This is a genomic window from Bacteroidia bacterium (assembly GCA_016218155.1).
Lineage (GTDB): Bacteria > Bacteroidota > Bacteroidia > Bacteroidales > GWA2-32-17 > GWA2-32-17.
On record JACREQ010000086.1, the window covers coordinates 1 to 4,484 of the forward strand.

The window sequence follows — 4,484 nt, forward strand, 5'->3', positions numbered from 1 at the left end:
AAGCATCGAAGCTCTAACATTGCGTGTAGCACCATTCTTTTGATATTTAAACGCTAAGCACAAAATTTTGGATATACGCAAAAATGGACATTAAATGCTAATCCAAAATTTTATGCTATACGCGTAGGTCTAAGGGCAAAATGAACGGTGCCAACGCAAGGCTCGTTAGCAGGCATTGAAGAAACGACGATCATAATAAAAAGATAAAATGATAAAAAGAGTTATAATAATTTTGGTTCTACTATCGACAAATTTTGCTTACAGTCAAAACTGTAATTGTTCCGATATATTTCTTTGGCTAAAAGAGACTATTGAAAAGAATGATGCAGGATTCACATATGCGATAAGTCAAAAAGGAGAAACAGAATATAAAAGATATACCGATGGTTTTATTGGTAGAATCAAGACAATTAAAACTAAAGAAGAATGTGTTGTAGTTCTTTCCAACTGGTTGACTTTTTTTCGTAAAGGACATTTATGGTTGGGCATAGATTCTAAAAATAGTCCTAAACAAATTGATAAAGAAAAGATACTTGACCAATTTAAAAATTGGGAGAAATACACATATCAGGAAAAAGAATTTAATGCTTATATATCAAAATTAACAGAACCAGGAATTGAAGGTATTTGGTCATCTCCGCCATATACATTAGGTATTAAAAAAGTAAATGATGAGTATATCGGATTTATTATTGAAGCAGATGAAATATATTGGTCAAAAGACCAAATTAAGCTAAGAGTTAAAAATACAAATGGAAAATTGACTGCAACATATTATATGCAGGATCATTCAGCTAAAGAATTAAAAGATGTAAAATTGCTAGGAAATAATTATTTACAAATGGATTGGATTACATTAAAAAGATTAAAACCTATATTTACACCTGACCAATCAATAGATTTGTATTTTAAGCTTTTAACTACAGATATACCTATAGTTGAAAAATTAAATGAAAAAACTGTTCTTCTTCGTATTCCATCATTTGAAATGTACGCAAAAAAAAATATTGATAGTATCATATCTGCTAATCTTCGGGTAATAACAAATACTGAGAATTTAATTATTGATTTGCGATACAATGGAGGAGGTAGTGATTATAGTTATGCTAATATATTACCATTAATCTACACTAATCCAATCAGAGAAGTTGGTGCTGAATATTTTTCCACTCCTCTAAATAATAAAAGAATGGAAGACTTTATTAATAATAATGATTTTCCAGAAAATGAGAAGAAATGGGCGAAAGAAGGTCTTGAAAAGCTAAATAAACATTTAGGTGAATTTGTAAACCTTGACAGTTCATTCGTTTCAATTTATAAGTCAGATACAATCTATCAATTTCCTAAAAATGTGGGAATAATTATAAACGAAGGAAATGGCAGCACAACTGAGCAATTTCTCCTTGCAGCAAAACAAAGCAAAAAAGTAAAATTATTTGGGTCAACTACAATGGGGGTTTTGGATATCTCAAATATGTATTTTATTGACTCCCCATGTAAGGACATTAAACTCGGTTATAGCATTTCAAAAAGTAAACGAATTCCAGAATTTACAATTGATGATAAAGGTATTCAACCTGATTTTTATATTGATAGTACAATTTCAAAATATGAATGGATTGATTTTGTAAATAAAATTCTATGTAATGAATAAAAAATCAACGCCTGCTAACAAAGGGCGTAGCGCAATTTTTTTTCTATTAAAACCCGCAAGCCCTCTGGGCATGGCGGTAGGTCTAAGGTAAAAAAAACATGCGCCAGCCCTCGACCGTTAGCTGCCAGTGCCCCCGCACGCTAAGATTTTTTTAGTAAAATTTAATTTAACATTATGAATCCCCCGCACGATTGATTTATAAAATAATCAGACTGAGAAAATAAATTCATACAATGACAATAATTCTGAAGCCAATAAAATATTTTAAACTTAAATCGAGAGCTGAGTTTTAACAGGCAGCATACCCACAAAAAATGATTTAGCCAATGCTCCACAACAACCCATTGCTTTTTTAAACACGGGCTCTCGCCCAAAAAAGCAAAGAGTTGTTTTCTCAGCCGCACCGGCAGATTTTCCATTTCAAAAATTTTCATTGCTTAGTTTTTTTTGCTTAAAAAAATATAAGCAAAAAAAACTTGCTCCGCAGCAGCAACAAAAATCCTTGAACGCTCACAAATCATTTTTTTTAACAACGCTCGACGAGAGCTGAGTAGCAGAGGGGGCATTTAATGAGCTGATCAACGAATTTGACGGTTTACTTCAAAATAAATTAAAGAAATCTAACAGGAGAAAATTACTAAGCTAAAGAGGGAGAAAAATGAAAACTCTCAAAAGAAAAAATATGAGAATAGAAATCCAAAAAGAAGAGTTTCAAATGCCCGGATTTCCAGCAAGTCTATCAAAAACTCACAAAATAATCAGGACAAGAGAAATCATGGAATCACAGTTTAAAAAACTCTGTATTCAAATACAAATTGATTTATACAGGAAAGAAAGGAGAGAGGATCAACGAAATTTAAGAAGAGCAAAAAGAGTAAAATCAATTGAAACAGAATCCAATTAATTGCAAGCATATTGACAAAATAACAATCGAAAAAAATATTGGAGCGAGACCAGCTCAATAAACACGGACGAGATAATAGGTTGAATTTGGATTATTGACAGAAGCATTATTACACATGACAAAATAATAATCCAGAATTTAAGAAAATATTAATTATAGGGGAGTATTATGTCAATATTTAATCATACAGAAATACAAATATCCTCACTTATTATTTCTATTCTCTTGAGAGAAAACAGAAAAAAGAATATTTTGCAGAGAGATATAGAAATCAACAATTTGAAGACGACAAAAGAAGAAAAAGCACCGATCAGCTAACATCTAACAAGCCCAAGCCGCCTATTTGTACACAAGCTAAACCGGCTGTTTGCCGGTTATGCGCAGATTAAGTATTTTTGTTGGCGGCTAGTGCCTGTTCGAGGCCCGTTGGCAACAAGGTAAATACTTGTCTTGTCCTGAAATAAGTTGACAGCAAATCAACCAAAAAAAGGAGGAGACAAATGTTTAAAAAAGAAAACCAGGCCCCAAGAAAGAAGGCCACAATTATCAGTTACGCGAAGAAAAAGGAAATGATAGAGGCCATAGAGAATGGTCAAATTTCGATGAATCAGGCAGCCAAGCTGCACAATGTATCAAGAAGTTCGATACAACGATGGTTTCAAAAATTAGGTAATTTTGAAAAAAAGTTATTACAAATGGGAGGCAAATCAGCACAACAGGAGATAAAAGAATTACGAGCCCGACTGAAGGAGTATGAGGCCAAAGAAGTAATTTGGGAAACGACGATGGCTGTATTAGAGAAGGACTATGGTCTAAGTAAAAAAAAATTATTTCCGGAACCGTTTCTGCGTTTTTTGAAAGATACGAAAAGGAAATAAATAAGCGGTATTTAAGTGAGCAATTTGGTATAAGTAGGCAGGCCTATTACAAGCAAAAGCAGCAGCAAAAAAAGGAAGCAGAGGAGAAGGAGATAATCCTTGGATTTGTACAGGTAGAGCGGAAAGTTCAGCCCCGCAGTGGATGTCGGAAAGTTCATTTGTCGATATCATCAAAGTTTAAGAATGCAGGGGTAAAGTGTGGACGGGATAAGTTTTTTCGGCTGATGAAAGATGAGGGTCTTCAGGTAAAGAAGAAGCGTAATTATACACGAACGACGAACTCCTATCATAAATTTCGAAAGCATAAGAACTTGATAAAAGACAAGGTAATAATCAAGCCGGAGCAGGCATTTGTAAGTGATATAACGTATATCCCAACAGACTTTGGACGGATGTATTTGTATTTAACGACCGATTATTATTCGAAGAAAATAATGGGCTGGCACTTAGCCGATAATTTGCGAACAGTAAGTGCGATAAAAGCGATAAATATGGCAATAAGGAATAGACAATATCCGAAACGTGACCTGTTACATCATTCAGACCGGGGCTTGCAATATTGCGATCCTGATTATACAGGGATTTTAGAAACAAATGGTATTGCCATAAGTATGACGACCAAATATGACCCATATGAAAATGCAGTAGCCGAGCGAGTGAATGGGATATTAAAAAATGAGTTTGATATAGACAGGATAAAAGGAGATGAAAAATCAGTGAGGCGAGTAATCAAGCAAGCAATAGAAATATATAATACAAAGCGGTTGCATATAAGTTGTGGTTATATGACCCCCGAACAGGCACATAAAAAAGGACGATATGAATTAAAGAAATGGCACAAAAGATTTTCATCCAAAAACATGTTTTTGGATGAAAATCTTTTGTTAACTTTGAATAAGAAATAACAACAAAAAACTGTCAACCATTTTCAGGACGATACAAAAAAAAACTAGCAATTTGAAAACGATGAAAATAATATTACTTTTTACACTTATTAGTTTATTTTTCTGCACACCATCGCAGATTTCAATAACAGACCAAAATAAAG

The 4,484-nt window shown here is 33.3% G+C and carries 4 protein-coding genes; all 4 read left to right on the top strand.

The features are described 5' to 3' along the window. The first annotated feature begins 208 nt into the window (after positions 1–208). The 4 genes from HY951_15015 (at position 209) to HY951_15030 (ending at position 4,341) form a co-directional block, all read left to right on the top strand. Positions 209–1,654 carry a peptidase S41 gene (locus HY951_15015; GenBank protein ID MBI5541374.1) on the top strand — a complete coding sequence of 482 codons (1,446 nt, stop codon included), beginning with the start codon at positions 209–211 and terminating at the stop codon, positions 1,652–1,654. Positions 1,655–2,336: 682 nt separating this feature from the next. Next, complete coding sequence (locus HY951_15020) at positions 2,337–2,558, top strand: hypothetical protein (GenBank protein MBI5541375.1); 222 nt, start codon at positions 2,337–2,339, stop codon at positions 2,556–2,558. A 500-nt stretch (positions 2,559–3,058) separates the two neighbouring features. Next, positions 3,059–3,436 (top strand): hypothetical protein, encoded by a 378-nt coding sequence (locus HY951_15025; GenBank protein ID MBI5541376.1) that lies wholly within the window; start codon positions 3,059–3,061, stop codon positions 3,434–3,436. Continuing rightward, positions 3,385–4,341: an IS3 family transposase gene (locus tag HY951_15030; protein ID MBI5541377.1), complete on the top strand. Its 957-nt coding sequence runs from the start codon at positions 3,385–3,387 to the stop codon at positions 4,339–4,341. Before HY951_15025 ends, HY951_15030 begins: the two co-directional genes overlap by 52 nt. The last annotated feature ends 143 nt before the right edge of the window (positions 4,342–4,484 follow it).

Coding starts and splice junctions, on each gene's coding strand:
- HY951_15015 (MBI5541374.1), top strand. CDS start 209: ATGATAAAAAGAGTTATAATAATTTTGGTTCTACTATCGACAAATTTT.
- HY951_15020 (MBI5541375.1), top strand. CDS start 2,337: ATGAGAATAGAAATCCAAAAAGAAGAGTTTCAAATGCCCGGATTTCCA.
- HY951_15025 (MBI5541376.1), top strand. CDS start 3,059: ATGTTTAAAAAAGAAAACCAGGCCCCAAGAAAGAAGGCCACAATTATC.